This window comes from Pseudomonas kermanshahensis, assembly GCF_014269205.2.
Taxonomy (GTDB): Bacteria; Pseudomonadota; Gammaproteobacteria; order Pseudomonadales; family Pseudomonadaceae; genus Aquipseudomonas; species Aquipseudomonas kermanshahensis.
Map to the genome: position 1 here is coordinate 2,118,241 of NZ_JABWRY020000001.1, position 26,302 is coordinate 2,144,542.

The window sequence follows — 26,302 nt, forward strand, 5'->3', positions numbered from 1 at the left end:
TTCGCCATGCCTACGCTTCTTATCACCGGCGCCGCCGGTATCGTCGGAACCGCGCTGCGCCCTTACCTGCGCGAGCGTTTCACCCTGCGCCTGCTGGACCGCAGGCCGGTCACCGAGTTGAACGCAGGCGAAGTTGCGCTGGTCGGCGACCTGACCGACCCGGCCTTCGTCCGCCAAGCCACCGAAGGCATTGACGCGGTGCTTCATCTGGCCTGCGCCCACGGCACCGACATTCACTTTCAGAGCACTGTGCAGCCCAACTACCATGCCACCCTGTACTTGCTCGAGGCCGCGCAACGGGCTGGCGCCAAGCGCTTCGTGTTTGCCAGCAGCCACCATGTGCTGGGCCAGTACCACAGCCAGGCGGCCACTCATTTCGACGACAGCCCGGTGGCCCCGGACAGTTACTACGCCTTGAGCAAAGTGTTTGGCGAAGCGGCCTGCGCCATGTTTTCGCAGCGCAGCGACCTGGCCACATTCGTCGTGCGCATCGGCAATGCCGACCCCAAGGTGGCCGACGCCCGTCGGCTGCGCTTGTGGACCAGCGCCCGCGACCTGGCGCAGTTGGTGCTGATCGGCCTGGAGCACCCGCAGGTGCGTCACGAGATCGTCTATGGCGTGTCGGAGTGCCCGGATGCGTTCTTCCATAACCGCCGCGCCCGTGCGCTGGGCTATTGCCCCCAGGATAATGCCAGCGATCATCTGGCCGACGACTTCCTGGCCTACGAGGCCATGGCGCCGGTAGGCTCTGGCCGCGATCACGTTGGGGGGGCCTACGCCGGTGTGCCTTTGGCCAGTGTTCTGGAGCAAGCATGAAAATCGTCCGTATCGATACCCAGGTCGTGGAAATTCCTTTCCAGGATGGCGGCAAGGGCCTGGGCATCACGCCGACCACCTGGCACACGCTGGAAAACGTGCTGATTCGATTGGAAGACGAGCAGGGTAACGTCGGCTGGGGCGAAGCCTTTGGCTACTTCGTCGCCGATGCCACCAAGGCCCTGATCGATCGCCTGATTGCGCCGCTGCTGCTGCACCGCCAGGTCGATGACATCGCCGCCTTTAACCGCGAACTGCAGTTGCGGTTGCACCTGTTCGGGCGTTATGGGGTGACGATGTTTGCCATTTCCGGCGTCGATATCGCCCTGTGGGACCTCGCCGCCCGCCGCGAGGGCGTGCCCTTGCATCGCCTGCTGGGCCAGGCCCACCGCGAGCAGGTGCCAGCCTATGCCAGCCTGGTGCGCTATGCCGATGATGAGGTGGCCCCGGCGATCTGCGAAAAGGCATTGCGCATGGGCTTTTGTGACATCAAGTTGCATGAGGTGACGTTGCCGGAGATCGCCGCCTGCCGCGACGCCGTTGGCAACGACATACCGCTGGCGACCGACGTCAACTGCGCCTGGACGGCTGCGGACACCCGCGCCTGGCTGCCAGCATTGGCGGACCTACAACTGGCCTGGCTGGAAGAGCCGATATTCCCACCGGAAGATTTCGCCACGTTGGCCAGCTTGCGCGGCCAGGGAGTGCCGTTGTCGGCAGGGGAGAACTGGTGCACTGCCGTGCAGTTCGAGCAGGCGCTGGTGGCAGGTGCGGTCGATTCGATCCAGCCCAGCGTGACCAAGGTCGGGGGTATTTCCGAATGCCTGCGCATCGCCGCGCTCGCTGACCAGCACAACGCCGTGGTATTGCCGCACTGCCCGTACTTCGGACCCGGCCTGATCGCCACCTTGCACCTGGCGGCGGTGCAACAGCGCGTGCCACAAGTGGAGTACCTGTTCGTCGAACCGGCGGCCTGGTTGTACCCGGTCGAGCAACTGCGCCAGGGCAACTTGTTGCAGATCCCGCAGGGCCCCGGCCTTGGCCTGGACATCGACGTGCAAGTAGCCGAGCGCTACCGCCGCTGACGCTGGCGCGTATCCCGTAATTGCTCCCCTCCGCTGTGCCACGGCGCGGCGGCAGGGGCGACGTGTGCCCGTGAGGGCATCGGAGGTCCTATGCAACCGTTGGTTCTGAGCAACGCCACCTGGTCTGTCGGGCTGCTTCCTGCCTGGGGTGGGCGTATCGCCCACCTGCGTGCCGAGGGGCTCGACGTGCTGCTGCCGATCTCGGCCGAGCACTTCGACCCGCTCGACTGGCCGCGGGCTGGCGCGTACCCGCTGGTGCCGTACTCCAACCGTATTCGCAATGCCCAACTGCAGTTTGCAGGGCAGGCCTATACATTGCCGGCTCACCCCGCAGCGCGGCCGCACACCTTGCATGGGGTGGCGCACACACTGGCGTGGCACGTGCTGGAACCCTGTGCCGGGCAGTTGACCCTTGCCTGCGATTACCAAGGCGAGCACTGGCCCTGGGCATTTCGTGCCGAACAGCGTTTCGTGCTCGAAGGCAATCGCTTGAGCATCGTCCTGGCGCTGCTCAACCAGGGGGATTCCCCCATGCCTGCGGGCCTTGGGCTGCACCCGTATTTTCAACGCCATGCGGGGCTGAACGTACGTTACCAGGTTGGCCGGGAATGGCAGATCGATGATCAGTACCTGGCTACCGGCGGCTTTCGGCAGGCCACGCAGCCTGTGTCGATCGACGCCGATGACGCCCAGGCGTTGGCGCACTACCAGTCCTGCTGGGATGGGCTACTGGAACTCGATTACCCGGCGGGCAGCCTGAAACTGCAGGCAAGCCCACCCCTGAGCCATTTCGTTGCCTTTGCCCCGACCGGCAGCCGATACCTGTGCCTGGAGCCGGTTTCGCACCTGGCCGATGCTTTCAACCAGCCTGAACAGGCCTGGGGCGATACCGGCACCCAGGTGCTGGGCCCTGGCCAGCGGCTTGAAGCCACCCTCGAATTTACCTGGCAGCGACGCTGACAGCTTTGCCGAGCGCTGTATCCAACACCCACAATAAAAGAGAACAACAACAATGAAACTCTCCTCGACTGGAGCGGGCTTCGCTCGCGCTGCAAAACCCTTGTCGCTGCTGCTCGGGCTGGGCCCACTGTGTGCCCAGGCGGCCTTTCTGGAGGACGGCAAGGCCAACCTGACATTGCGCAACTTCTACTACAACCACGACCTGCGCGACTCCACCAAGCCTGCGCAGTCCAAGCTGGAGGAGTGGGCCCAGGGCTTCATCCTCAAAGGTGAGTCCGGTTACACCGACACCACGGTCGGGGTGGGCGTGGACGTTTATGCCGGCCTGGGGCTAAAACTGGATTCATCGCCATCGCGCAGTGGCTCGGCGCTGCTGCCGGGCGCCTACAACCGTGCGGGTGGGCCCCGCAATGCTGACCCGCGTTCGGCTGACGAGTTTTCCGAGGCCACGGCAGCGGTCAAATTCAAGTATTCGAAAACCGAGTTGAAGGTGGGCGGTCTGTTCCCCAAAATCCCCCTGGTCAGCGCCGGCGATGCGCGCTTGCTGCCGCAGTTTTTCGAAGGCGCGATGCTCGATATACGCGAACTGGACAACCTCGATATTGGCCTGGGCCAGATGCGCAAGGTCAACCAGCGCGAGTTCGCCGGCGCTCGCGACATCCAGGTGGGCAACTACTACAGCGTGTTCAGTGACCGCTTCGACTACTTGGGCGGCACCTGGCGCGCCACCCCGCAGACGTCGCTGGGGCTGTGGACCGGTCGCCTTGCCGACGTCTACCAGCAAACCTTGTATACCGGTACCCAGGCGTTCAAAGCCGGCGACTGGAACCTTTCCGGCACTTTCAACTACCTCGATACTGGCGAGTCGGGCACTGAGAAGGCTGGCAATCTCGATAGCCGCATGACTTCGGCGATGCTCAGCGCCAACCTCAAGGCCCAGACGTTCCGCCTTGGCTACCAATACAACGCAGGCGACAGCGCCTTGCCGTTCATTCATGACACTGACCTGCCGGGGGTTGCCAACGCCGTACAGGTGCTGCGCTTCGACCGTGCCCAGGAGCGCTCGTGGCAGGCCCGCTACGACCTCGATTTCGCCGCCCTCGGCGTACCGGGGCTGACGGCGTTCGCCCGTTATGTGCGCGGGGACAACTTCAAGGTGGCGGGGGAGGATGGCAGTGAGTGGGAGCGCAACCTGGATGTTACCTACGTGATCCAGAGCGGGCCGCTGAAGAACCTGGCGTTGCGCTGGCGCAACGTCGAACTGCGCGGAGATGCGACCGGGCGGCGCGACGAGAACCGCGTGATCATTGCCTATACCTTGCCGCTGTTTTGAGCCTTTGGCCTGGGGCTGCTTTGCAGCCCCTTCGCGACGCGCCCCCAACAATCCCGAACCGATTCACATCCCCCCAGGAAGACACCAGTGCCCCAGCCCTTGGACCCCGCCATGCAGGCCTACATCGACAACAGCAAGCGTTTCACCGCGACCGACAACAGCCTGGCCGCCCGGCGCTCGGCATTCCTGCAAGCCTGCCGCAATTGCACACCGCCACCGCCTGAAGGCTGGGGTATCGAGGACATCGACCTGCAGGGCCTGCGCCTGCGCTGCTATCAACCCGCCGGCCCGGCACCGGAAGGTGGCTGGCCAACGCTGCTGTACCTGCACGGCGGTGGCTGGGACCTGGGTAACCTCGATACCCACGACTGGTTCGCTTACGCCCTGGCGCGCCGGGCACCGATCGCCATCGTCGCGGTCGAGTATCGGCTGGCGCCAGAGCATGCCTACCCTGCACCGCTGGAGGACTGCCTGAAGGTGTGGTCGGCGTTGCGCAGTGGCCAGGTCGATGCGCGCCTCAGCCAGGCCCGCTTGATGGTCGCCGGCGACAGCGCAGGCGGCACCCTGGCGGCCGGCTTGTGCAGGGCACTGCGCCGTGACGGCCAGCCGCAGCCAGTGGGGCAATTGCTGGTGTACCCGGTACTGACTGCCCGGCGGCAGTTGCCGTCGATGCAGCAGCATGCAGAGGCACCGATGATGACGGTGGCGGGGCTGATGAAGTCCCTAGAAGGGTTTCTGCCGGTCAAGGCCGACCGTGATGACCCCTGCGCGATGCCGTTGGAGGCGGATGACTTCGCCGGGCTGGCCCCGGCCTGGGTGCTGGTGGCCAGTGTCGACCCACTGCGCGATCACGGCATCGCCTACTGTGACGCGCTTGCGGCGCATGGGGTGCAGGCCGATGCCTGGGTAGGCGAGGGGATGGTGCATTCCAGCCTGCGCGCCTTCGGGGTGGCTGAGGTCGAGCAGGCTTGGGACCGAATGGCCGTACAGTTGCTGCAGTGGGCGCAGGGCACCCTCGATTCCGCCGACGGCGGGGCATCTGCGCACTGACGAAAAACCTGCCTGCCCGCCATTATGGGGCCAGACTGTCTACACCACGCGAAGCCAGATGCTGCAGTCTTCCACGGGATGTGGCAGCCTTTGGCGACCACGCCGGGTCGCCGGGTGCCACTTGTGCCGAGGGTTGTAGATGATCGAGCGTTGCGTTCGCCACGCCTTGCTGTTGTTGCTGTGCGGGTCCCTGCTACCGATGGGCGCGGGTGCGCAGGCGGCATGCCAGCACCTGACGGCCACTGGCAACCCTGAATACCCCCCGTACCTGTGGCGTGACCCGCACAACCCTCAGCAGTTGATCGGTGCCAATGCCGACTTACTCAAGCACTTGGGCAAGCAACTCGGGCTGGAGGTGGAGGTGGTCTATGGCGGGCCTTGGTCGCGTGCCCAGGAGGAAGTGGGCACGGGCCGTATCGACCTGCTGGCCGGGTATTTTCTGACCCAAGCGCGCACCCAGCTGATGGACTTCATAAGCCCCGCATTCCTGCACACGCCCAGCGTGGTCTGGGTGCGCCAGCAAGGGGCCTTTGCCTATCAGCAATGGTCGGACCTGCAAGGTCGTAAAGGCGGGACACTGGTCAATAACAGCCATGGCCAGCAGTTCGATGACTATGCCAGTGTCAGCCTCACGCTCGAAGCGGTGCCCAGCGCCAAGCAGGCCTTCGAGAAACTGTTGCTCAAACGCAGCGACTATGTGGTTTTCGAGCAGTACCCCGGCATGGCGTTGGCGCAGACGCTGGGCATGCAGGACAAGCTGCAGGTGCTGGACCCGCCCGTGTCCAGCGAAGGCTTGTACCTGGCGGTGTCACATAAATCGCCCTGCAATCAGCCACAGTTGCGCGAAGCGCTGACGCGGGAGATGAACCAGGTTGTGTCCAGCACGTTGCCGGAGCAATTAATGCGGCAGAACCTGGCACGTTGGCAGCAACAGCAGTCGCAAGCGCTCGCTCACTGACCCTCACATCGACGTCAGGGCTTGAGGCACGTCAACGTCCAGCACCACCCCAGCATCGTCGACGGCTACGCTGGCACACGCCCGCGGATTGTCCAGGATGACCTGCCTGCCGCCTTGGTCGCCGTGCAACTGCGCCAGTGCCGGCCAGAACGCACGGCCGAAGAGCACCGGGTGCCCGCGCTGGCCCTGGTACAGCGGCAGCACGATACGTGTAGCGCTGGCCTGCTCGCACAACGTGTGCAAGGTACGCGGTGCGATCCACGGCATATCCGCCAACAGCACCGCCACCGCCTGGGCGGGGGTCTGCAACAGGGCGGTGACCCCCGCTGCCAGGCTGGCGCCCATGCCGTGCTCGGCCTGGTCGGCCCATACGATCCGGGCACGCGGGTCGATGCCCAGTTGTTGCGCGTCGTCGTCCGGGCGCAGCACGATGTGCACCACGGCGAACTGCTCGAATGCACGCGACAGCGTCGCTGCCAGCAGCGTCTGCCCCGAAGGCAACCGTGCCAGGCGTTTGTCCCTGCCAAAACGCTGCGATCGCCCAGCCGCCAGCACCAGCGCGGCGCAGGTCATGGGGTGTGCAGGCATGCCTCGGCCTCCCGGGCAAGCTTGGCCTTGGTCACGTTGACCGCGCCAGGCAGGCTCACGTCGTTTTTGGCAGCAAGGATCTCGGCCATGACGCTGACGGCGATTTCGGCCGGGGTCTTGCTGCCGATGTAGATGCCGATAGGGCCGTGCAGGCGCTGGAGGCTGGCTTCGGTCTCGCCGAAGTGTTCCATCAGGCGCTCGCGGCGCAGCTGGCTGTTGCGCCGCGAGCCGATGGCGCCGATATAGAACGCCGGGCTGTGCAGGGCTTCGAGCAATGCCAGGTCGTCGAGCTTGGGGTCGTGGCTGAGGGCGACGACGGCGCTGCGCAGGTCGGGGGCGAAGGCGCGAACCACGTCGTCCGGCATCCCGGCCAGCTTCACCACGCCGTCGACGCTCCAGCCGCCCATGTACTCGGGCCGAGGGTCGCACACCGACACCGTGAAGCCGTTGAACAGGGCCATGGTCGCCAGGTATTCGGCCAGCGCGCCGGCGCCGATCAGCAGCACGCGGTAGCCAGGGCCGAGGGTGCTGAGCATGCGCTGGCCGTCGAAGCTGAACTGATCCGGTGTGGCGCTGGCCGTAAGCGTGGCTGCGCCGCTGCGCACATCCAGCTCGCGGCGTATCAGGCTACCGCTGTCCAGGCCGGCCAGCAGTTGCGCCAGGTGTGCTGCCGATGGCTCGAACTCGAGGATCAGTTGCAGGGTGCCGCCGCAGGGCAAGCCGAAACGGTGGGCGTCCTCGGCGCTGACGCCGTAGCGAACCACCTCCGGCAGCCCGGTCTGCATGCCGGGGCCGCCATAGGCGGTGGTGTAGCGGTGGATGAGATCGTCCTCGATGCAGCCACCGGACACGCTGCCGACCACGCGACCGTCGCTGCGCAGGGCCATCATCGAACCGACCGGGCGAGGGGAGGAGCCCCAGGTGCGGGCCACGGTGGCCAGCAGGACGCGTTCACCGCTGGCAAGCCAGTCACGGGCGGTGCGCAATACCAGCAGGTCGATGCTTTCCATTCTCATTCTCCAAAGCGTAATACCTGTGCCGACCCTTTACTGATTCAGCAGGGTTGTGTGGGGAAATCACTCATCCACCCTTCTGTGGGAGCCGGCAACCCAAGGTGAACGCCTATAGAGACCGTGCCGTTCTCGATGAAACTTCATCGCATATGCAAGATGATTGGGCTGCTGCTGGCCGGGTCGGTGTGCCCGCGCAACGTGCTAACTGCCTGTGCATCCACCGCGCTGCCGTGGTTGCCCCAACTGCTGCGCACAAAGCTCAGTACTTCGGCAACCTCCTGGTCCGACAATTGCTCGCGGAAGGCCGGCATGCGGTAGGCATCGGGCAGGCCAGCGGCAACGATGCGTTGCGAGCCGTTGAGGGTGATGTTGATCGCCGAGGCGTTCTCGCCGGCCAAGGCCGAGGTTGCGCCCGCTAACGGCGGCATCCATTCGGCCTGGCCCTTGCCGTCCAGCCCATGGCAAGAGGCGCAGCGCGTGACGTAGGTGTGGGCGCCTGGGCGCTCCAGTGTCGCCGCCGCCGATGCCGCTTGGTACTGCCAGGGCGTGCCGTCACGTTGCGGATCGCCTGGCAGCGATTTCAGGTAGTGGGCGATTGCCGCCAGGTCCTCGTCGGCCATGAACTGCGTGGAGTTGTTGAACGCCTCGGTCATCGAGCCATAGACCACGGCATGCCGGTTACGCCCAGTCTTGAGAAACTGGACAATCTCGGCTTCGCTCCAGCGCCCAAGGCCGGTGTTGTGATCGGCGCGCAGGCTCGGCGCGTACCAGCCATCGAGCAGCGCGCCGGCCAGGAACGGCTTGCCGTCTTCATCCAGAGCCTTTTCGTTGAAAGCCAGGCCGCGCGGGGTATGGCAGCTGCCGCAGTGCCCGGGGCCTTGGACAATATAAGCGCCGCGGTTCCACAGAGGGTCCTGGCCAGCCTTGGCCACGTAGGGCGTAGTGGGCGCAAACAGCCCGTTCCACAACGCGATGGGCCAGCGCAGGTTCAGCGGCCACGGGATATCGCTGGGGATATTCGGCTGGTTGGCAGGTTGCACGCCCCGCATGAAAAACGCGTACAACGCACGCACATCGTCATCGCTGAGCTTGGCGTAGGAGGGGTAGGGCATGGCCGGGTACAGACGCCGGCCACCGGGGGCGACGCCATGGCGCACGGCGCGGTCGAAGTCGGCGAGGCTGTAGCCGCCGATGCCGGTGTCCCGGTCTGGGGTGATGTTGGTTGCATGGATCGCGCCTAACGGCGTGGCCATCTCCAGGCCCCCGGCGAACGGCTTGTTGTCGGGCAGGCTGTGGCAGGCCACGCAGTCGCTGAGCCGGGCCACGTACTCGCCGCGGCTGACCAGCGCCGCGTCGACGCTGGCATTGTGTTCGGCCACGAAAGGCGACGCGGGCTCCCGGGTGACATACCAGGCCAGCAGGCCTGCCGCGACCAGGCACGGCAGCGCCAGCCAGCCGGCGGTTCTTGCGAATCGGCTGTGGGTCATGGGCGTTCCTTGTCCTGTCAGGTGAAGGTGTAGCGGCTCAATGGGATGCTGCGGATGCGCTGGCCGGTCAGCCGCGCTACCGCGTTGGCCACCGCCGGTGCAACCGCGGGCAGCGGTGGTTCGCCGATGCCGCCCATCTTCGCGCCGCTTTCGACGATGCGCACATGCACCCGGGCCATGCGCGAAGGCGGCAGGATCGGGTACAGGTCGTAGTTGCGCGCCCGGGGCTTGCCGTCGATGTACACCGCTTCTTCCAACAGGGTCTGCGACAGGCCCAGGGCCACGGCGCCGTTGACCTGGGCTTCGATGATCGCCGGGTTGACGATGCTGCCTGGGTCGATGGCCTGCCAGATGTCGTGCACTTTGACCTGACCGTTTTCGATCGACACTTCGGCGATAACCGCCGCCTCCGAGCCAAACGGCGAGGCCATGGCCACACCGCGTGCCCGTTTGCTGCCGTCCTCGGCCGTGAATGGCCCACGCTTCCAGCCGCCGGACAACTCGCCGACCGCCTGTAGCAGGGTGGTCAGGCGCGGGTTGTCGCGCAACAGATGCAGGCGCAATTCATAAGGGTCCTTGCCGCCTTTGTCGGCCAGCTCGTCGAGGAAGGCTTCGTAGAAGAAGTCGTTCAGCGAGTTGCCCACCGAGCGCCAGTAGCCGAGCATGACCGGGCCTTTGACGTAGATTTGGGCAATGCGTTTGTTGGCGATGGCGTACGACTTGCCCGACAGCCCTTCAAGGGCGGTGGGGTCGATCTTGTCACCTTGTTTGCCGGCCAGTGCCTCGGTCGGGCCTTCGGTGGCACTCACGGCTTCTATCGCGACAGGCAGGCCATCGTCATCCAGTGCCCCACGGAATTTGACCACCGCCAGCGGCCGCAACACATCCCGCAGAAACTCTTCTTCGCGGCTCCAGATCAGTTTGACCGGGCGGCCCACCGCTTTGGCCAGGGCGATGGCCTGCGGGTAGGGGTTGGCCGAGTCATACAGAAAATGCCGGCCAAAAAAGCCGCCCAGCAGGGGTGAGTGCAGGGTGATGCGCGCAGGGTCGAGGCCGGTGCGTTTGGCGATGTCGTCGCGGAACATGTCCGGCGCCTGGTTGGGCAACCACACCTCCAGCGAACCGTCGGGGTTGAAGCGGGCGAGCGCTGAGGGCGGCTCGAGCTGGGCGTGGTTGAGGTACTGGTTATGGTAGGTTGCCTCGATCTTGGTCTTGGCTTTGGCCAGCACCCCGGCCACATCGCCTTGGTTTTCCTCGTCGCGGGCCGGGCCTTGCTCGGTGGCCAGGCGGTCACGATAGGCGTCGCTGGAAAAGTCGGCCGGCATCGGCCTTACCGGCGAATCGCTGCCGGGCTCCTGCCAGTCCACCTGGAGGGCCTCGACTGCGCGCTTGGCATGCCACCAGCGTTCGGCGACCACCGCCACCGCGCCGGGTAGTTGATGCACCGAATGCACGCCTTTCATGGCCTTGACCTGTGTTTCGTTGCGCAGGCTGCCAACCGTCATGCCCAGGCGCGGTGCGTGCTGGACGGCGGCGTGGAGCATGCCGTCGAGCTTGATGTCGATGGTGTACACGGCCTTGCCGGTGGATTTGTCATAGGCATCGACCCGGCGCACCGGTTTGCCGATCCAGCGGAACTGGCTGGGGTCGCGCAGCTTCACGCTGGCCGGGTCTGGCACCGGCAGGTCGAGGGCGCGCGCGGCCAGTTCGCCGTAGGGCACCGAGCGGCCTGAGGGTGCATGGATGACCTTGCCGGGTTCGGTGGAAAGTTCGTCGACCGGCACCCCCAACTGCTCGGCACCTGCCTGCAGCAACATGGCCCGGGCCAGGGCGCCGAGGCGGCGCATGGTCGGGTAACTCATGCGTACCGACATGCTGCCGCCGGTGATGCGCATGCCGTTTTCCATCACCACGTAAGCTTCGCCAGGCGGCGCGCTGTCGACCAGGAACGTGGCCGGGTCGGCGTCCAGTTCTTCGCCGACGATCTGTGCCATGGCGGTGTAGGTGCCTTGGCCACCCTCCATGAACGGGCAGAGCAGGCGCACGGTGCTGTCCGGGCGAATTTCCAGGAAGGCCGGTACTTGTGTGCCGCGCTCCTGGACCGCGGTGGTGGCGGCCTGGACCCGTGCCGAGCCCAGCGGCAACCCAAACCCGAGTACCAGCGCGCCCGCGGCGGCGCCCGCCGAGGCTAGCAGGAAGCGGCGGCGTGACAGGTTAACCGGCTCACCCAGCGGCAGCGCCGACAGCTCGGCAGGGGTATCGATACGCGTGTTCATCACGCCTTCTCCCGCTGGGCCGCAAGCTCGTGGACGGCGGCATGGATGGCGTTGTAAGTGCCGCAGCGGCACAGGTTGACCATCGCGGCATCGATCTGCGCGTCGTTGGGCTGGGGCGTGTGCTTGAGCAGCGCCGTGGCGGCCATCACCTGGCCTGACTGGCAGTAGCCACACTGCGCCACCTGGTGCTCGACCCAGGCCGCGACCACACGCTTGCCAACGGCGTCGTCCTCGATCGCCTCGATGGTGGTCACTTCGCGCCCGACCACGCCTGCCACCGGGGTCACGCAGGCGCGCACCACGCTGCCGTCCACCAGCACCGAGCAAGCGCCGCATTGCGCCAGGCCGCAGCCATACTTGGTGCCGGTCAGCCCCAGGTCGTCACGGATCACCCACAACAGGGGCGTGTCAGCGTCGGCCTCGACCTGATAGGTCTTCTGGTTGATGCGTAGTTCCATGGTTCACCTGCTCATCATCGGTTTGCTGTCGCGTTGTCGTCGTGAGTGGGGATACGTTGCCCCCAATCCAGAAACGCTAGCACAGCGCTACGACCGGCGAGCAGGCGCTGCCGACAGGTCAGGAGGATCAGGCAAGGAATTCGGCGGAATGCGCAAGGCGGGCGTTGGCGGCAGGCAAACAGGACTTCCAGGCGAAAAACCCGGATAATGCCGGCCAATTTCGTTTTGCACGCTTAACTCACGGTAATCCCGCATGGAAATCAAGGTCAATTTTCTCGACAATCTCCGTCTCGAAGCCAAGTTCGACGACTTCACGGTGATCGCCGACCAACCGATCCGTTACAAAGGCGACGGTTCGGCCCCGGGGCCGTTCGACTATTTCCTGGCGTCTTCGGCCCTGTGCGCGGCTTACTTCGTGAAGCTGTACTGCCAGACCCGCGACATCCCCACCGAAAACATTCGGCTGTCGCAGAACAACATCGTCGATCCGGAAAACCGCTACAACCAGATCTTCAAGATCCAGGTCGAGCTGCCTGAAGACATTTCCGAGAAGGACCGCCAGGGCATCCTGCGTTCCATCGACCGTTGCACGGTAAAGAAGGTCGTGCAGACCGGGCCTGAATTCGTCATCGAGGTGGTGGACAACCTCGACGCCGATGCCCAGGGGTTACTGATGCCGGTGTCGGACACCAGTACCTACATCCCGGGCAAGGACCTGCCGCTGGAGCAGACCATCGCCAACATGTCGGCGATTCTCGCGGGCCTTGGGATGAAGATCGAGATCGCCTCGTGGCGCAATATAGTGCCCAACGTGTGGTCGCTGCATGTGCGCGATGCACAGTCGCCGATGTGCTTCACCAATGGCAAGGGTTCAACCAAGGAGGCCGCGCTGGCCTCGGCGCTGGGTGAGTTCATCGAGCGCCTGAACTGCAACTTCTTCTACAACGACCAGTTCTGGGGCGAGGACATCGCTAACGCGCCGTTCGTGCATTACCCGAACGAGCAGTGGTTCAAGCCGGGCCCCAAGGACGCGCTGCCCAGCGAGATCCTCGACGCGAACTGCCTGGAAATCTACAACCCCGACGGTGAACTGCGCGGCTCGCACCTGTACGACACCAACTCGGGCAACACCGCGCGGGGCATCTGCTCGCTGCCATTCGTGCGCCAGTCGGACCAGGAGGTGGTGTACTTCCCGTCCAACCTGATCGAGAACCTGTTCCTCAGCAACGGCATGAGCGCGGGCAACACCCTCGCTGAGGCGCAAGTGCAGTGCCTGTCGGAAATCTTCGAGCGTGCGGTGAAGCGCGAGATCCTCGAAGGCGAACTGTGCCTGCCGGATGTACCGCAGGAAGTGCTGGCCAAGTACCCCGGCATCGTTGCCGGTATTCAGGGGCTGGAAGAGCAGGGCTTCCCGGTGCTGGTCAAGGACGCATCGCTGGGCGGTGAGTTCCCGGTCATGTGCGTGACCTTGATGAACCCGCGCACCGGTGGCGTGTTCGCCTCATTCGGCGCGCACCCGAGCCTGGAAGTGGCGTTGGAGCGCAGCCTCACCGAGTTGTTGCAGGGCCGCAGCTTCGAAGGCCTGAACGACCTGCCGCAGCCCACCTTCGAAAGCCACGCGCTGACCGAGCCGAACAACTTCGTCGAGCACTTCATCGACTCCAGCGGCGTGGTGTCGTGGCGCTTCTTCAGCGCCAAGGCCGATTTCGAATTTGTCGAGTGGGACTTCTCTGGCCATGGCGAAGATTCCAACGTGCAGGAAGCTGCGACCCTGTTCGGCATCCTCGACGACCTGGGCAAAGAAGTGTACATGGCGGTGTACGACAACCTCGGTGCCACCGCGTGCCGCATCCTGGTGCCGGGTTACTCGGAGATCTACCCGGTCGAGGACCTGATCTGGGACAACACCAACCGGGCCTTGTCGTTCCGCGCTGACATCCTCAACCTGCACAGCCTGGACAACCGTTCGCTGAAGTTGCTGCTCAAGCGCCTGGACAACTGCGATGTGGACGATTACACCACCATCACCACGTTGATCGGCGTTGAGTTCGACGACAATACGGTGTGGGGCCAGTTGACCATTCTTGAGCTGAAGCTACTGATCTGCCTGGCCGTGCAGCGCTTCGAAGATGCCAAGGAGCTGGTTGAGGCGTTCCTTCAGTTCAACGACAACACCGTCGAGCGTGGCCTGTTCTACCAGGCGTTGAACGTGGTGCTGGAAGTGGTGCTGGATGATGACCTAGAGATGGAAGACTACGAAACCAACTTCCGCCGCATGTTCGGCAACCCGCGGATGGACGCGGTGCTGGGCTCGGTGGACGGCAGCGTGCGCTTCCACGGCCTGACGCCGACCAGCATGAAGCTGGAAGGGCTGGATCGTCATTTGCGTTTGATCGAGAGCTACAAGAAGCTGCATGCGGCTCGGGCCAAGTTTGCCTGATAGACCGAGCGCCGCAAGCGCGGCGCTTCGCAGCACAAGGCTGCTCCTACACAGGCCCGATTCGGCGCCAAGAAGGTCGCGCGCCCCTGCCGCAGGATTAATTGGCCCGAAACAATTGTAGGAGCAGCCTTGTGCTGCGAAGCGTCGCGCAAGCGGCGCTTGATCCCGCAAGCGCCAACCCCCCCAAACCGTACACCTCGCAACCATCCCCATATAGCGGTTAATGCTTTCCGCTATCTCAAATCCGTCTTGCCTCTCACCCCCCACCGCTTGCCGTTTCCCCCATCAGGCGCATAATTTTTTGCTGCCCCCACGGGCTTGACCCCTCAACCTATCCATGGCGCGATGACTGCCAGAAGGACCTCGGCCGCGCACAACACGAAGGCGCAGACCATGAGCACCCCTTTGGATACCAATGCCTTGAAATCCCGCCAGCAAGCTGCATGGGCCAGCGGTGACTACGCCGTGATCGGCACCACCCTGCAGCTGGTGGGTGAACGCCTGGCCGAAGCCTGTGATTTGCGCTGGGACGAGCAGGTGCTGGACGTGGCGGCCGGCAACGGCAATGCCACCCTGGCCGCCGCGCGGCGCGGTTGCCGCGTCACCTCCACCGACTACGTGGCCGAGTTGCTCAAGCGCGGTGAGGCACGCGCTCAGGCCGAGCACCTGAACGTGATGTTTCAAGTGGCCGATGCCGAAGCGCTGCCGTTCGCCGAGGGTGCATTCGATGCCGTTCTGTCGACCTTCGGTGTGATGTTCACCCCCGATCAGGCCCAGGCCGCGCGGGAATTGAGCCGCGTCTGTCGGTCCGGCGGCCGGATTGGCCTGGCGAACTGGACGCCGCAGGGTTTCGTTGGCCAGATGTTCAAGACGCTCGGGCGCCACGTTCCGCCGCCAGCCGGGGCATTGCCCCCTTCGCGCTGGGGTGACGAGGAGCAGTTGCGGGTACTGTTCGACAGGGCGCTGGGCCAGATGCAGGTCGCCCGTCAACACTTCAACTTCCGCTATCGCTCTGCAGCGCACTTCATCGATGTGTTCCGCACTTGGTATGGGCCGGTGCACAAGGCGTTTGCGGCATTGGCGCCTGAAGCCGCCAATGCGCTGGAGAGCGACCTGACTGCGCTGTTGAATGAAAACAACGTGGGGGGCGGGGCCTCGCTGGTGGTCCCCAGCGAGTATCTGGAGGTGGTGATCACGCGGCGTTGAGCGTCAGCGACTGCTGCCTAGTTCTTGCACTTGGCCATCACCACCTGGCAGGTCTTCGGCGTCCCCCCAGACCTGCCTGCATAGCGCACACAGTTGTTCAGCGACTTCTGCCGGGCAATGCTCAGGGTATTGCCCCAGGCCAGGCCACCTTCGCCCGTAGTCGGTACGGCCTTGGCGAAGCAGTTGGAGCCAACGGTGGAGGCCGCATAGCGGGCTTGGTTTTTTTTGCTGGAGCAGCCCGCGCTCAGCCCCAGGCCGAGGATGAGCAGCGTGTTCAGTGCCCAGAACGCCCACGTGCGCTCCCGGTAGTCGCTCATGCTGTTCTCCTTGTTCGAATGATGCCAAAGCGCTGAAGGTGGAAAAGTACAGCGCGGGTGCTTGCAGGATACCATTCAAGCGAAACGGTGAACTATCCCGTCGTAGAGACGCTCCTTTCTTTAGCGCACCCCGCGCACGCTTGATGATGTCTTTGTCATCAGGCTCGGGTCACTGAACGATAAGGAGGCGCCGTGACCGCATCTGAGCAAACCCTTTACCGCTGCACGCCAGGCCCACTGCACGCCATGCTGCTGGCCGGCAGTGTTCCGCTGTTTCTTGGCGCGCTGCTGAGCGATATCGCCTACTTCAATAGCTACCAGATCCAATGGAGCAACTTCGCGGCCTGGCTGATTGCCGGTGGCCTGGTGTTCTGTGGGCTGGCGCTGCTGTTCGCGTTGGTCAACCTGATCCGCGCCGAGCGCAAGGGCGGGCGTGCGACCCTGTATTTCGTGCTGTTGCTGGCGACCTGGGTGTTGGGGTTGGTCAATGCCTTCGAGCATGCCAAGGACGCCTGGGCAGTGATGCCGTCGGGGTTGGTGCTGTCGGTCATTGTGACCGGGCTCGCAGCTGTCGCAGCGTGGACTGGCCTTAGCAACCTGCGTTCGGGAGGTGTGGCATGAAGCCTTTGCATACCTTGAGCCTGTTGAGCATGGCGTTACTGATCAGCGCCTGTGGTGGGGAAGGCACGCCCACTCAAGCCCATGGCCCGGACCCCAAGCTGCCTGAGCCACAGCGTGGTTTGCTGCCGAGCATGAAGATCGCTGAGCCAGTGGCCTGGGGTGAGCAGAAGCCGACTGTGCCTGAGGGCTTCAGCGTCACGGCAATCGCCACCGGCCTGAACATCCCGCGCCAGAGCCTGGTGCTGCCTAATGGCGATATTCTCGTAGCCGAAGGCCGCGGCGGCAACGCCGCTAAACTCAAACCCAAGGATGTGATCGCCAGCCAGATCAAGGCCAAGGGCAATACCCAGGTCAAAGGCGGCAATCGCCTGACCTTGCTGCGCGACGCCGACGGCGATGGCACCTACGAGGTGCAGACGGTGTTTGCTGAAAACCTCAACGCCCCTTACGGCCTGGCGTTTGCCAACGGCAAGCTGTACGTGGCCAACCAGGATGCATTGGTGCGTTTCGACTACCAACAGGGCCAGACCAAGGCCAGCGGTGCGCCGGTCAAGGTCACCGACCTGCCTGCTGAAATCAACCACCACTGGACCAAGTCGCTGGCCGTCAGCGCTGATGGGCGCTTCCTTTATGTGGGTATCGGCTCGAACAGCAACATCACCGAGCGCGGCCTGGAAGTGGAGATCGATCGGGCCATGGTCTGGCAGGTCGATGCCCAGACCGGTGCTCACCGGCCCTATGCGACCGGCTTGCGCAACCCGACGGCCTTGGCTGTTCAGCCGCAGAGCGGGCAGGTGTGGGCGGTGGTCAACGAGCGTGATGAGCTCGGCCCTGATCTGGTCCCGGACTACCTGACGTCGGTGCGTGAAGGCGGGTTTTATGGGTGGCCCTACAGTTATTGGGGCCAGAACGTCGATGACCGAGTCAGGCCACAGAACCCGGACAAGGTGGCGGCGGCAATCAAGCCGGACTACAGCCTTGGCTCGCATGTGGCTGCATTGGGGGTCGACTTCTCGGTACCGGCCATGGGCGAGCGCTTCGCCGATGGGGTGTTCGTGGGTGAACACGGTAGCTGGAACCGGCCAAACCCCGTGGGCTACAAGGTGATCTTCGTGCCGTTCAGCAATGGCAAGCCGGCAGGTGAACCGATCGACTTCGCCACGGGCTTCCGGGGCGAGGACGGCAAGACGCGTGGGCGGCCGGTAGGGGTCACCGTCGACCCGCGCGGTGCCTTGATCATTGCCGACGACCTGGCCAATACGGTCTGGCGGGTGACGCGCAGCCAGTAATGACTATGCTTGTTGGCGCGTGAACCTTTCACGCGCCAACCCGGAAACGAATACAGGGAAGCAGGCCTATGAAACCCATTAGCTCACTCGCTCGCGCTGTCGCACTCGCCTCGCTGGTCTTCGCTGGCAGCTTCACGGCCCAGGCCGCTGATGTGCCGATTGGTAGCGAAGCGCTGGAAAGCCATGTCACCACCAAGGTGCAGGCTATCGACCTGGCCAGCCGCCAGGTCACGGTGGAGGGCGCCAACGGCAAGCCTGTGACCTTTCAATTGACCGAGAAGGCCAAGGCGCTGCCCAACCTCAAGGTCGGCGACACGGTTGACATCTACGTGACCCGCGCTGTGGCTTATGTGCTCAATACCGACGTGGGCGGCGCGCCTAAAGTGAGTGATGAGTCCGGCAGCATTCGCGCCACCAAGGACAACCCCAACCCGGGCGGTGAGGCGTTCCGCCAGGTCAAGGTCACGTCGCAGATCAAGAAGATCGACCTCAAGAAGCATGAGGTGAGCCTGCTGCCGCCGGAAGGCAAGCTGCAGGTGGTAAAGGTCGAGAACCCTGACCTGCAGGCGCGCATGAAGAACCTCAAGGTCGGCCAAACGGTCGATGCCATCTACACCGAAGTGCTGCGCGTAGAGACCTCACGCTAGGTTCGGCGTGTGAGGTGCCCGGCTATTCATGCGGCGAATAGTCGGGGTGCATGTGTTTGATTTCCATAAGCGTTGCAGATCCATCGATCATGGCCTCCATCACACAACAAGGTGAGGGTGGTCATGTTGAGCAAGTCGATGGTTCTGCTGGGTATCCCTGTCGCGATGGCGTTGCTGGCGGGTGCCGTACTGCCGTTTCAGGCAGCTGGCAACGCCGCTGTTGGCCGGGCGTTGGGCCACTGGTTATGGGGGGCGTTCACCTCGCTGACGGTCAGTTCTGTGGTGGTGATTGCGGCGCTGCTGATACTGCGGGTGCCAACGCCAGACCTGGGCAAGGCCCTCCAAGGGCCGTGGTGGCTGTGGATTGGCGGCGTGCTGGGCGCGCTCTACGTGGCCGGCGCGGCAGCACTGACACCGAAACTGGGCGCTGCAGGCTTTCTGGTGCTGGTGGTGGCAGGGCAGATCTTGACGGCGGTCATCGCTGACCATTTCGGGGTAATGGGGCTGGGGGGCAAACCGGTCAGCCTGGCTCGGGTGGCCGGCGTGGTACTGATCCTGTGTGGGGTGTTTCTGGTCCAGGGGAACTGGGGGAGCAGCGCTGCGGCCAAGCCTGTGGTGCTCGAGCAGTCACAGCGCTGATCAAGTGCCTGGCTGGCTGCAGGCCCACACGGCCTCGCGCAGCCAGCGATGCCCGGCGTCGCTGTCTTTGCGGCTGTGCCAGGCCTGCTGATAGGCAAACGAAGGAATGGCCAGTGGCGGCTCAAACCGGCGCAACGCCTGATGCTGGCGCAATGAACCTACCGCGCGGCTGGCCACTGTGAGAATCAGATCGGTGCCCGCAAGCACCTCGACCGCTGCGCTCCAGTGCGGCAGTGCCAGGGCTATCCGCCGCTGCAGGCCGTGGGCGGCCAATGCCCGTTCTATTTCATCATGGGCATCGGGGTGCATGGCCATCAACACATGGGGGCGAGCCAGCCAGTCGGCCAACGCTAGGCCCCCACTGGCAGGCAGCACCTGGCGGTCGGCAACACTGATGAAGTGTTCCTCGAACAGGGGCTGGGCGGTGATGCTCTGCGGCAGCTCGGGGAATAGGCCCAAGGCCAGGTCGAGCTCCCCGTCGAGCAGCTGGGCCAGCATGGTTTCACGGCTGGCCTGGCTGATTGCCAGGTCCACACCGGGTGCTACCTGGCGCACGTGGCGGACCAGGGGCGGAAGGATGATGCGCGAAGCATAGTCGGACAATGACAAACGGAACCGACGCTGCGCCTTGGCAGGGTCGAACAGTGGAGCGGCCAGCAGCGCGTTGAGGTTGCCCAAGGCATCTTGCAGCGGCTTGGCCAGTGCCTGCGCACGTGCGGTCAGGGCCATGCGGCCGTTCTGGCGTATCAGCAAAGGGTCGTCGAAGTGCCTGCGCAGTTGTGCCAGCGCGTGGCTCACCGCCGGCTGGCTGCGGTGCAGGCGCAGGGCGGCGCGGGTCACGTGCTTCTCTGTCAGCAGTGCATGCAAGGCCAGCAGCAGGTTGAGGTCGATCTTGCGCAGTTCATCCATGGGGCGAATAGTCGAGGCTGGTTTGGCGGGCTTTGATCAGCCTAACAGATGTCCTGGTTTGGGTGGGCGGCGGTGCGCATGGCGGTCGGCTATTGCTGCACGGGTTGCAGAAATCATCTGCACTGCGCCGTATTGTTCAACTTGCCATGCCTAATTAGCCTGTATCGAAACCGTCATCCTCACAGGAATCGATCATGGCCAGCCGTATAACACTCAACGCCACCGGCACTGCTGATGTCATGCAGGTGCAGCACGTCCAACCGCAAGTGCCAGGGCCAGGCGAGGTGTGGCTGGAGCAGACCGCCATGGGCGTCAACCCGCTGGACGTACTGCAGCGCAAGGGCGGGGTGCCCCTGGCATTGCCGTCTGGCCTGGGGCTTGAGGGCGCCGGGCGGGTGAGCGCGGTGGGTGAAGGGGTGGGCAATGTGCGCGTGGGGGACCGGGTGGCGTATGCGATGGGCCCGGTAGGCGCTTATGCCAGCGGGCGGCTGTTCCCTGCCGAGCGCCTGGTAAAGCTGCCGGACTCACTGGATGCCGAAGCCGCCGCAGCCGTATTGTTCAAGGGCATCACCGCGCAGTACCTGCTGAAGAGCACCTACCGCGTGGGGCCGCGTACCCAGGTGCTGCTGTATGGCGCGGGCGGGGCATTGGGGCAGCTCATGGCGTCTTGGGCCAGGCACCTGGGGGCGACCGTGATTGGCGTAGTGTCACGACCACAGAGCGTCGAACGGGCGCGGGCGGCGGGCTGCCATCACGTGATGGTGTTCGAGGCGGCCACGTTGGCCAAGGAGGTGCGTGAGTTGACGCAGGGCGAGGGCGTGGACGTCGTGTATGACAGTGTCGGCAAGGTGTCGCTGGAGGCCTCGCTGGACAGCCTGCGCCCGCGCGGGTTGCTGGTGTCATTTGGCGGCACCTCCGGCGCGCCGGCGGCCATTGAAGTGGCCACGCTCAATGCCAAGGGCTCCCTCTACCTGACGCGCCCGTCACTGGCAGCCCATACGCGTACCGTCGAGGAGTACCAGCAGCGCGCCGCCGATGTGCTGGCGGCGGTCGACGCAGGTATCATCCAGCCTCGGGTCTGGCGTCGCTACCCGCTGGCCGAAGCGGCCAGGGCCCACGCGGACCTGGAGCAAGGGCTGTCGGAAGGGGCGCTGATTCTCACTGCCTGACTTTCCTACCTTCTGCCGAGCCTTGCCATGGATGCCTTCGACAGCCGCCGCGCCGATGAACTTGCCACCTTGCTGGCCCTACACGAGCAGGGGTCGTTCGCGGCTGCTGGACAGCAACTGGCGCGCCACCCCACGGTGCTGTCCAAGCGCCTGAGCGCACTCGAAGCACGCCTTGGTATCCGCTTGGTTGAGCGCAGCACGCGGCAACTGCGCTTCACCGACGAAGGTGAACGGTTGGTGGCGCGGGTGCGTGAGGCCAGCCGGCTGATCGCCGAAGCCGAACAGGAAGCCACGCAAGGGGCGGTAACGGTGCGGGGGCGTTTGCGCCTCGCCTTGCCGGCGGCCATGGGGCGGCGCTGGTTGAGCGGGATGTTGGCGGATTTTGTGCTGGCCTATCCGCAGGTCACAGTGGAGGCCGAGTACGCTGATCGCTTCGTTGACCTGATCGGCGAGGGCTTTGACGCTGCCATCCGTATCGGCGAGTTGGCCGATAACCGCCTGGTGGCGCAACAACTGTGCGATCACCGCCGCATCCTCTGCGCCTCGCCGGGTTACTTGGCCCGCCATGGCACGCCGCAGCAGCCTGAGCAGCTAGCCGGGCATAACTGCCTCGGCTTCAGCGGCTTGCGTTCGTTTCCCGAATGGCGCCTCACCCGGCAAGCGCAGCAAGTCAGTGTCAAGGTCAGTGGTTCGTTGCGCAGTAATGACAATGAAGCCTTGCTCGAAGCTGCCCGCCGGGGGGTGGGCATATTGGCTGGCGGCGACTGGTTGATGGGTGAGGACTTGACCAGTGGGCGCTTGGTGCGGGTGCTACCGCAGTGGCAGCTCGATGTGGCGGCAGGGATCTACCTGGTGCGGCCTACGGCACGGCTGAACACCGCTGCACTCGGGGTTTTCAAGGCGTGGGTGACTGAGCAGTTCAGTGCGGGAGCGCCCTGGCGGCACCAGGGCGATCATCTTTAGATTTCGCCTTAATTTTATTATTTAACTAATTGAAAATAAACGATAAAAACTATTTTTAGCTGTTTTGCCTGTTGTTAAGATTTTGCTGAAAATAATCAGGCTAACCTATTGAGAAATATGGATTTATCGCCTTGCGACGGCATGCTGCACGCATTGCTCGTAATAGGTCTGTTTGATCGCCGCAGGTTTCAATCGCGAACGGCTGTTGTAAGTCTGCTCGGTAATGCCGAACGCGGTCATGCGCATCCACGGCTTGGCGAACTTGCGCGCCTGTAACTTCTTGCGCGTGGCATACAGGGTTACCCCTGATAGCTTGGCCTGCTGGGCTTCTGCGGCGATCTGTGCGCCCCAGCCACAGGTCTGGCGATCGTTCTGGCTCAGCGTCCTGGCCTGCACGCCGAAGGCGGCCGTGGCCAGCAGGCAGCCAGCCATCGTTGCTAGAAGTACTCGCATGTTGCTGTCCTAAGCATCTGAAGGGGAAGGGAGTTTGCCTTCCCTTCAAACACCTGGGGGCCAGCAATTTGCCGTCAGGCAGTGGCCATTCGCAACCGCCCTGAGGCGGGGGCACGCAGGCTGGCCCAGGCAAGGCCTGCCACCCAGATGACCGATACGCCGTAGTTCAAGCGCTGGTACAAGCCGAACAGATGGCCACTTTCAACAGCCTTGCCCATCAGCGCGACGGTCACGATCGCCAGCACTACGGCTGCCAAGGAGAACAGGCTCAAGGCCCGTGAGCCGGCCATCCGGTTGCCTAGCCAGGCCCACAGCGCACTGGCCAGGGTCAACGAAAGGAACATCAGCAAGCCCGAGAGGTTGTGCAACTGCTGCGACAGCGAAGGCTGTGCCGGTGCACACCCTTGGTCGCAGGGGAACCAGCCGGTGCCCAGGCTGCCCAGGCCATGCAGCAGCACCAGGGCCGCGCTGACCCGCGCCAGGGTCGATCCCTGCCAGCGACGGGCCAGGCCCCAGGCAAACAGTGCGAACAACACGGCCAGTGGGAAGTTGTTGACCCGCGGTGACCAGTGCTGGGTAGCTGCACCCACGGCGCCGAGTTGGCTCATGGCCTGTTGCAGGTGGTCATAGCCGGGGTACGCCTGGGCGGTCAGCCACACGCCGGCCAGCAGCCACAGGGGGATCAGCAGGCCAGTGGCGAGCAGAATGCGGTCGAGCGGTTTCATGCTGTCGTTTCCTTCCATGGATAAGTGAGCGCGAAGCCGCACGGTACAGCCTTTCGCTGGCTTTGGGCCAGCATGTGGCGCTGATTTTTCGCATTACGCGTGTCGCAGACACAGTGTGAAATACCGCATTGGGTGTATGTGATCGTACAACTGCTTGCGCTATTATGGGCGCTGTCTTTCAAGGTGAAATACAGGGCATGACAGAGCAGCAGGTACAGGCAAGGACCCGGCGCAAGCCGCGCAGTCTGGCCCAGGAACTGGTCACGGTGCTGACCGAGCGAATTCGCAGCGGCCAGCTCAAGCGCGGCGACAAGCTGCCGACCGAATCGCAGATCATGGCGGAAGAGGGCGTCAGCCGCACCGTGGTGCGCGAGGCCATCTCGCGGCTGCAGGCCGCAGGCCAGGTGGAGACCCGCCATGGCATCGGCACCTTTGTGCTGGACGCACCGGCCACGGGCGGTTTCCGCATCGACCCGGCGACCGTGGTGACCCTGCGCGAAGTGCTGGCAGTGCTGGAGTTGCGCATTGCCCTGGAGATCGAGTCGGCAGGGTTGGCGGCGCAGCGGCGCAGCGATGAACAGCTGGTTGGCATGCGCGCAGCGCTGGACGAGCTCAACGAAGGCGCGGCCCATGCGACCGATGCCGTTTCCGCGGACTTCCAGTTCCACTTGCGCATCGCCCAGGCCAGCGGCAACCACTACTTTGCCGACATCATCAACCACCTGGGTACCAGCATCATTCCACGTACCCGGCTCAATTCGGCACGCCTGGCCCATGATGACCAGGCGCACTACATGAGCCGGTTGATGCATGAGCACGAGGCGATCTACGAAGCGATTGCCCGGCAAGACAGCGAAGGGGCGAAGATGGCCATGCGCATGCACTTGAGCAACAGCCGCGAGCGGTTGCGTCAGGCGCATGAAGAGGCGGAGGCGCAGGGGGTCTGAGCCCTCTGTCGCCCAGGCTGGCCTCTTCGCGGGTAAACCCGCTCCCACAGGATCACTGCAGGCCTGAAATCTGTGCCACCCCTGTGCGAGCGGGTTCAGCCGCGAAGGGGCCGGTACAGACAAAAGAAAAAGCCCCGACATGTGCGTAATGCTGTTCAGTTAAGAATGCCGGGGCCGCTCTGCGGCCCATCGCGGCACAAGGCCGCTCCCACACCGACCGCGTTATGCCCCTATTTACAGGGCATGCGCGAACATTGTGGGAGCGGCCTTGTGCCGCGATGGGCCGCAAAGCGGCCCCAATACAGGCGATGGATAACTTAAGTGAACAGCATTACGACATGTGCGGGGCTTTTTCCATTCTAAGACGATCAGATCGCCTCTTCGCTCCACTGCCCATTCACCAGGCGACGCAGCCCCAGCGGGTTGCCATCGCGCAGCGCCTCAGGCAGCAGCGCCTGCGGGTAGTTCTGGTAGCACACCGGGCGCAGGAAGCGGTCGATGGCCAAGGTGCCGACCGACGTGCCGCGTGCATCCGAGGTTGCCGGGTATGGCCCGCCATGCACCATGGCGTCGCACACTTCGACACCCGTCGGGTAGCCATTGACCAGGATCCGGCCGACCTTTTCTTCCAGCAGCGGCACCAGCCAGGCGAACGCTTCGAAATCCTCCGGCTCGCCGATCAGGGTCGCGGTCAGTTGGCCGCGTAGGCCGAGCAGTGCGGCGCGCAGTTGTTCGTTGTCCTGGGCTTCGACGGCCACAGTGGTCGGGCCAAACACTTCTTCTTGCAGCAACGGGTCGGCGTCGACCAGCAGGCGGGCGTCAGCCTTGAACAGCTGGGCGCGGGCCTGGTTGCCTTCCTGTGCCTGGCCGGCCAGGTGCTCGATGCCAGCGTGGGCGTGCAGGTGCTCCAGGCCGCCAACGTAGCTGCGCAGGCCGCCGGCGTTGAGCAGGGTCTGGCCGGCCTGTTGGTCGAGGTGCTGGCCGAGGTCGGCCAGCAACTGGCTGAATTGCGGCGATTGCAGGCCGATCACCAGGCCAGGGTTGGTGCAGAACTGGCCGGCACCCAGGCACACTGAGCCTGCCAGTTCGCGGGCGATGGCTTCGCCGCGTTTGGCCAGGGCGCCGGGCAGGATGATCACCGGGTTGATGCTCGACATCTCGGCAAACACCGGGATCGGCTGTGGGCGTTCGGCGGCCATGCGGCACAGCGCATCGCCACCCTTGAGCGAGCCAGTAAAGCCGACGGCCTGGATCGCCGGGTGCTTGACCAGCCATTCGCCGACCCCGCCGCCGAAGACCATGTTGAACACGCCCTTGGGCATGCCGGTGCGCTCAGCGGCGCGCTGGATGGCACAACCGACCAGGTCGGCTGTGGCCATGTGGCCGCTGTGCGCCTTGAACACTACCGGGCAGCCTGCGGCGAGGGCGGCGGCGGTGTCGCCACCGGCAGTCGAGAAGGCCAGCGGGAAGTTGCTGGCACCGAACACGGCAACCGGGCCTACGCCAATGCGCATCTGGCGCAGGTCGACACGAGGCAGCGGTTGGCGATCCGGCAGGGCCAGGTCGATGCGTGCCCCCAGGTAATCACCGCGGCGCAGGACTTGCGCGAACAGGCGCATCTGGCCACTGGTACGCCCGCGCTCGCCCTGGATACGCCCTGCAGGCAGGGCGGTTTCGCGGCAGACGATGGCGACGAAGGCGTCGTCCAGCTCATCCAGTTCGGCGGCGATGGCATCGAGGAATTCGGCGCGGCGCGCCGGGGCCAGTTGGCGGAATTCGGCGAAGGCGGCAGCGGCGGCTTGAGCGGCTTGGTCCACTTCAGCCTCGGTGGCCTGGGCAAAGCTGTAGGGCAGGGCCTCGCCAGTGGTGGCGTCCAGGCTCTGCAGGCGTTGCGCGCCAGCGGCGCTGCGCTGGCCGGCGATGAAGTTGTGGCCGAGGATCTCAGGCATGGGG

25 protein-coding genes are annotated in these 26,302 nt (G+C 64.5%); 15 read left to right on the plus strand and 10 right to left on the minus strand.

The features are described from left to right. Nucleotides 1–6 precede the first annotated feature (6 nt). The 6 genes from HU764_RS09895 to HU764_RS09920 all read left to right on the plus strand — a co-directional run bounded on the left by HU764_RS09895 (nt 7) and on the right by HU764_RS09920 (nt 6,202). Nucleotides 7–816 (plus strand): NAD-dependent epimerase/dehydratase family protein, encoded by an 810-nt coding sequence (locus HU764_RS09895; RefSeq protein ID WP_186680322.1) that lies wholly within the window; start codon nt 7–9, stop codon nt 814–816. Further along, nucleotides 813–1,901 (plus strand): mandelate racemase/muconate lactonizing enzyme family protein, encoded by a 1,089-nt coding sequence (locus HU764_RS09900; protein ID WP_186703590.1) that lies wholly within the window; start codon nt 813–815, stop codon nt 1,899–1,901. The genes HU764_RS09895 and HU764_RS09900 overlap by 4 nt, the downstream gene beginning before the upstream one ends. Nucleotides 1,902–1,991: 90 nt before the next feature. Beyond that, the gene (locus HU764_RS09905; protein ID WP_186703589.1) at nt 1,992–2,861 is read left to right on the plus strand and encodes an aldose 1-epimerase; all 870 of its coding nucleotides are present in this window, start codon (nt 1,992–1,994) and stop codon (nt 2,859–2,861) included. A 52-nt stretch (nt 2,862–2,913) separates the two neighbouring features. Further along, nucleotides 2,914–4,194: an OprD family porin gene (locus HU764_RS09910; RefSeq protein ID WP_186680316.1), complete on the plus strand. Its 1,281-nt coding sequence runs from the start codon at nt 2,914–2,916 to the stop codon at nt 4,192–4,194. An 87-nt stretch (nt 4,195–4,281) separates the two neighbouring features. After that, entirely contained in the window at nt 4,282–5,244 is a 963-nt protein-coding gene (locus tag HU764_RS09915) for an alpha/beta hydrolase fold domain-containing protein (RefSeq protein ID WP_186703588.1), read from the plus strand. A gap of 139 nt (nt 5,245–5,383) precedes the next feature. Then, entirely contained in the window at nt 5,384–6,202 is an 819-nt protein-coding gene (locus HU764_RS09920) for a substrate-binding periplasmic protein (protein WP_186703587.1), read from the plus strand. A gap of 3 nt (nt 6,203–6,205) precedes the next feature. On the opposite strand, the gene HU764_RS09925 is transcribed toward HU764_RS09920, so the two are convergent. The 5 genes from HU764_RS09925 to HU764_RS09945 all read right to left on the minus strand — a co-directional run bounded on the left by HU764_RS09925 (nt 6,206) and on the right by HU764_RS09945 (nt 12,024). After that, nucleotides 6,206–6,790: a nucleotidyltransferase family protein gene (locus HU764_RS09925; RefSeq protein WP_225935632.1), complete on the minus strand. Its 585-nt coding sequence runs from the start codon at nt 6,788–6,790 to the stop codon at nt 6,206–6,208. Then, on the minus strand, nt 6,772–7,800 hold the full coding sequence (locus tag HU764_RS09930; protein WP_186680310.1) for an XdhC family protein: 1,029 nt from the start codon (nt 7,798–7,800) through the stop codon (nt 6,772–6,774). The genes HU764_RS09925 and HU764_RS09930 overlap by 19 nt, the downstream gene beginning before the upstream one ends. Before the next feature lie 143 nt (nt 7,801–7,943). Further along, nucleotides 7,944–9,290: a c-type cytochrome gene (locus HU764_RS09935; RefSeq protein WP_186703586.1), complete on the minus strand. Its 1,347-nt coding sequence runs from the start codon at nt 9,288–9,290 to the stop codon at nt 7,944–7,946. A gap of 17 nt (nt 9,291–9,307) precedes the next feature. After that, nucleotides 9,308–11,566, minus strand: a complete 2,259-nt coding sequence (locus HU764_RS09940; RefSeq protein ID WP_186703585.1) for a xanthine dehydrogenase family protein molybdopterin-binding subunit — start codon at nt 11,564–11,566, stop codon at nt 9,308–9,310. Further along, nucleotides 11,566–12,024 carry a (2Fe-2S)-binding protein gene (locus HU764_RS09945; protein ID WP_186703584.1) on the minus strand — a complete coding sequence of 153 codons (459 nt, stop codon included), beginning with the start codon at nt 12,022–12,024 and terminating at the stop codon, nt 11,566–11,568. The genes HU764_RS09940 and HU764_RS09945 overlap by 1 nt, the downstream gene beginning before the upstream one ends. A gap of 253 nt (nt 12,025–12,277) precedes the next feature. Here HU764_RS09945 and HU764_RS09950 point away from each other — a divergent pair, with 253 nt between their 5' ends. Next, nucleotides 12,278–14,464, plus strand: a complete 2,187-nt coding sequence (locus tag HU764_RS09950; RefSeq protein WP_186703583.1) for an OsmC domain/YcaO domain-containing protein — start codon at nt 12,278–12,280, stop codon at nt 14,462–14,464. A 393-nt stretch (nt 14,465–14,857) separates the two neighbouring features. Next, nucleotides 14,858–15,670: a class I SAM-dependent methyltransferase gene (locus tag HU764_RS09955; RefSeq protein ID WP_186680299.1), complete on the plus strand. Its 813-nt coding sequence runs from the start codon at nt 14,858–14,860 to the stop codon at nt 15,668–15,670. A gap of 17 nt (nt 15,671–15,687) precedes the next feature. Here the strand turns inward: HU764_RS09955 and HU764_RS09960 are convergent, their stop codons facing one another. Beyond that, nucleotides 15,688–15,987, minus strand: coding sequence for a hypothetical protein (locus HU764_RS09960; RefSeq protein ID WP_085274366.1), 300 nt, complete (start codon nt 15,985–15,987; stop codon nt 15,688–15,690). 246 nt (nt 15,988–16,233) lie between these two features. Here HU764_RS09960 and HU764_RS09965 point away from each other — a divergent pair, with 246 nt between their 5' ends. The 4 genes from HU764_RS09965 (at nt 16,234) to HU764_RS09980 (ending at nt 19,183) form a co-directional block, all read left to right on the plus strand. After that, nucleotides 16,234–16,608 carry a DUF2231 domain-containing protein gene (locus HU764_RS09965; RefSeq protein WP_186680347.1) on the plus strand — a complete coding sequence of 125 codons (375 nt, stop codon included), beginning with the start codon at nt 16,234–16,236 and terminating at the stop codon, nt 16,606–16,608. Then, complete coding sequence (locus HU764_RS09970) at nt 16,605–17,897, plus strand: PQQ-dependent sugar dehydrogenase (RefSeq protein ID WP_186703582.1); 1,293 nt, start codon at nt 16,605–16,607, stop codon at nt 17,895–17,897. The genes HU764_RS09965 and HU764_RS09970 overlap by 4 nt, the downstream gene beginning before the upstream one ends. Nucleotides 17,898–17,965: 68 nt before the next feature. Then, nucleotides 17,966–18,544: a hypothetical protein gene (locus HU764_RS09975; protein WP_027593617.1), complete on the plus strand. Its 579-nt coding sequence runs from the start codon at nt 17,966–17,968 to the stop codon at nt 18,542–18,544. Between the two features lie 123 nt (nt 18,545–18,667). Then, nucleotides 18,668–19,183: a DMT family transporter gene (locus tag HU764_RS09980; protein WP_085274367.1), complete on the plus strand. Its 516-nt coding sequence runs from the start codon at nt 18,668–18,670 to the stop codon at nt 19,181–19,183. Here the strand turns inward: HU764_RS09980 and HU764_RS09985 are convergent, their stop codons facing one another. Then, nucleotides 19,184–20,092 carry a LysR family transcriptional regulator gene (locus HU764_RS09985; protein WP_186680291.1) on the minus strand — a complete coding sequence of 303 codons (909 nt, stop codon included), beginning with the start codon at nt 20,090–20,092 and terminating at the stop codon, nt 19,184–19,186. A 194-nt stretch (nt 20,093–20,286) separates the two neighbouring features. On the opposite strand from HU764_RS09985, the gene HU764_RS09990 reads away from it, so the two are divergent. After that, nucleotides 20,287–21,261: a quinone oxidoreductase family protein gene (locus HU764_RS09990; protein WP_186703581.1), complete on the plus strand. Its 975-nt coding sequence runs from the start codon at nt 20,287–20,289 to the stop codon at nt 21,259–21,261. Nucleotides 21,262–21,288: 27 nt separating this feature from the next. Next, on the plus strand, nt 21,289–22,224 hold the full coding sequence (locus HU764_RS09995) for a LysR family transcriptional regulator (protein ID WP_186680287.1): 936 nt from the start codon (nt 21,289–21,291) through the stop codon (nt 22,222–22,224). Nucleotides 22,225–22,347: 123 nt separating this feature from the next. Here the strand turns inward: HU764_RS09995 and HU764_RS10000 are convergent, their stop codons facing one another. Next, nucleotides 22,348–22,677: a hypothetical protein gene (locus HU764_RS10000; RefSeq protein WP_085274370.1), complete on the minus strand. Its 330-nt coding sequence runs from the start codon at nt 22,675–22,677 to the stop codon at nt 22,348–22,350. Nucleotides 22,678–22,751: 74 nt separating this feature from the next. Then, complete coding sequence (locus tag HU764_RS10005; protein WP_186703580.1) at nt 22,752–23,402, minus strand: DUF998 domain-containing protein; 651 nt, start codon at nt 23,400–23,402, stop codon at nt 22,752–22,754. A gap of 197 nt (nt 23,403–23,599) precedes the next feature. Here HU764_RS10005 and HU764_RS10010 point away from each other — a divergent pair, with 197 nt between their 5' ends. Beyond that, entirely contained in the window at nt 23,600–24,349 is a 750-nt protein-coding gene (locus HU764_RS10010) for a FadR/GntR family transcriptional regulator (protein ID WP_027593610.1), read from the plus strand. Nucleotides 24,350–24,717: 368 nt separating this feature from the next. On the opposite strand, the gene HU764_RS10015 is transcribed toward HU764_RS10010, so the two are convergent. After that, complete coding sequence (locus HU764_RS10015) at nt 24,718–26,298, minus strand: aldehyde dehydrogenase (NADP(+)) (RefSeq protein WP_085274371.1); 1,581 nt, start codon at nt 26,296–26,298, stop codon at nt 24,718–24,720. Between the last annotated feature and the right edge of the window lie 4 nt (nt 26,299–26,302).